This is a genomic window from Rhodovulum sp., assembly GCF_011048875.1.
GTDB classification, from domain to species: Bacteria; Pseudomonadota; Alphaproteobacteria; order Rhodobacterales; family Rhodobacteraceae; genus Rhodovulum; species Rhodovulum tesquicola.
Genome location: NZ_DSDD01000047.1, coordinates 1 through 2,610 on the forward strand (window position 1 = coordinate 1; position 2,610 = coordinate 2,610).

Sequence of the window (2,610 nt, forward strand, 5' to 3'; positions counted from 1 at the left end):
GCACCGATCCCGAGGGCCGCAAGCGCGTCGGCTCGGGCGTGCTGGTCAGCGCCGAGGGCCATGTGCTGACCGCCCGCCATGTCGCGCCCGCGGGCAGCCAGTGCCGCGGGTCGCCGGGCGTGGCCGATCCGAACAATGCGCGGGTGATGGTGCTGCAATCCGAACGGGTGCCGGGCGAATATGACATGGCGCTGCTGAAATTCGCCGAGACGCAGGTCTATCCCTTTTTGCGCTATTGCCGGCTGGACGAGCGGATGATCCGCAAGCGCATCGTCGCCGCCGGTTTTCCGAACGGCGCGCGCAGCTTTCGCCCCTCGTTCCGGGCGGGGATCCTCTCGACCACCGAGACCACGCCCGAGGGCGTGATCGAGACCGACAGCCTGCTGGCGCAGGGGATGAGCGGCGGGCCGATCCTGGCCGAGGACGAGACCAGCCTGATCGGCATCGTCTCGGGCGTCGAGATCAGCGCGATCAGCGAGCCGGATTACTACGGCATGACCCCGATCGCGGCGATCACCTCGGCGACCTTCCGGCTGAGCGAGAACGAGGCGGGCTGCTATCCCGACCTGCCGGGGCCTGCGAAACTGGCAGCGCGGATCGACGATCTGGCCGAGGACCTGGCCGCCGCCCGGTCCGAGGTCGGTGCGCGGATCGACGCGATGGGCGCGCGCGCCGAGACGCTGGAGGCCCGCGCCGGTGCGGTCGAGAAAAGCACGGGCCTGATGTCCGCCGAGATGCAGAGGCTGCGCGCGGCCTTCAACACCACCAGGACCGTGGCCGAGGCCTTGCAGGGCCGCCCGATCCGCCGCACGCTGGACGAGATCCATGACGACCTCGCCAAGCCGGTCTGGCGCTTTTCCGGCCGCATCAAGGGCGGCTGGGTGACGATGACGCTGGCCTATGAACGCCAGATCTCGGCGCCCGTCTTCAGCCCCGCGCTGCGCTTGTGCCTGACACCGCTGTTCCTGTCCGCGGCGGAGGGCGATGTCACCGTGTCGGAAATGCCCACGGTGCGGGGCTATTTCACCCTGCTGGACGAGCGGTTCCGCAGCAATCCCGCGATCATGCGCACCTGCCAGTCGATCAACCATGCCGCCTTGTCGGGCCGCGGCCCCGCGCCGGGCGGCGAGGGTGCGCCGCTGCTCGCGCCGAGCGGGCAGTACCAGTATCCCTATGCCGAGAATTTCGTGCAGCAGCATTACTTCGCCGCCGAGGCGCGGCATGCGGCGGGCGAGCTGGAACCCTGGAACGGGTGGTATTACCTTCAGGTGGTCCGCGAGGCGTCCGGCCCCGCCGGCACAGCCCCGGAAATCGTGCTGCGCGCCATCATCGACCTGGACACGCTGGCCCCGGACCTGGCGATCAGCCCGGCGGGCAACCTGTTCGTGGCCGGCCAGCGCTGGAACCGCGAAAGCCTGATGCTGCCGGGCGGCAGCATCCCGGCCTTTCCGATCACACCGGGGCAGGGCATCGAGGACTGGTTCCGGTTCTGCCAGGTGGCCGACAACGCCGCCGGGATCAGCCAGTTCTCGTCGGTGGCCTTCGATGCCTCGGGATCGCCCATTTCGGCAGTCCGGTGGCCGCCTCGATCCTGTCCATGCCGGACGATTTCTCGGATGTCGCGCCCGGCACGGAACGGCGAACCTTCGATCTGCGCTGCGGGGCCTCCGCGCAAGTGTCGGTCTTCGAGGATGAGGGCCAGATCCATTACATGTCCTCGACCATCGAGGGCGCGGTGCTGGAAATCGGCCGCATGGCCCACCCCGACGAAAAGCCCGGCCATGCCGAATGTTTCCGCGTCGCGAATGTCTGTGCCCAGAAATCCCCGGTCACGACGTTCTTCCCGGTGCGTCACGCGCTGATCGAACGCCCCCCCGCCGCAGAGGATGCCCCGCCCTGGCGCGGGGTGCTGGTGCTGGAACCCAATAACGGGCGGCTCTACCTCTTCGAGATCGGCCTCGGCGGCGGCGAGATCCTGGTTTCCCGCGCGCGCTCCTCCGAGATCGGCCTGGCCGCGCTGGACGGCGCGGCCGCCGAGGGGCGGACCGGCGCCTTCGGCCTGCTGGCTGCCAGCGGCGACGGGGCCGAGATCCTCGTCTCCGGCACGTCGATGCGCCGGGTGCTGCGCTTCGGGATGGATGACGATGGGCGGCTGCGCGCGCCCGCCGCGCCGCCCGAGGGGGCGGGGCTGCCCGCCGGGTTCCATTCCGTGCGCCTGCTGCAGGAGGAACTGAACGCCGCGGGCTTCGATTCGGGCCGGGTCGACGTCATCGCCGGGCCGCGGACGCTGGAGGCGGTCAAGGCCTATCTGGCCGCAACGGCAGAGCGCGCGGCGGACGCGGATCCGGACAGGCTGCGCGCGGTGATCCGGGGGGGCTTTCCGCGCTTTGCGGCGGAATGACGCCCCGCGCGGGGCCAGGGCAAGGGAGCAAGGCGGATGATGACATTTCTGACGATGCTGGCGACGCTGGCCATACCGGCCCCGGCCGCGTCCTGCCCCTGGCCCGGGCAAGGCGTGGCCGGGCGCGAGTTCTATTGCTGCACGACACAGGAAGGGCAGCAATGCTGCTCGCCCGAGCTTGACGAGAAGGGCCTGCCGACCGGCTGCGA

2 protein-coding genes are annotated in these 2,610 nt (G+C 70.2%); both read left to right on the top strand.

The features are described from left to right. On the top strand, positions 1-1,862 hold a 1,862-nt coding region (locus ENN83_RS01640), incomplete at its 5' end, for a S1 family peptidase (protein WP_287183308.1). Then, entirely contained in the window at positions 1,754-2,401 is a 648-nt protein-coding gene (locus ENN83_RS01645) for a peptidoglycan-binding domain-containing protein (RefSeq protein WP_287183310.1), read from the top strand. The genes ENN83_RS01640 and ENN83_RS01645, both read left to right, overlap by 109 nt. Positions 2,402-2,610 lie beyond the last annotated feature (209 nt).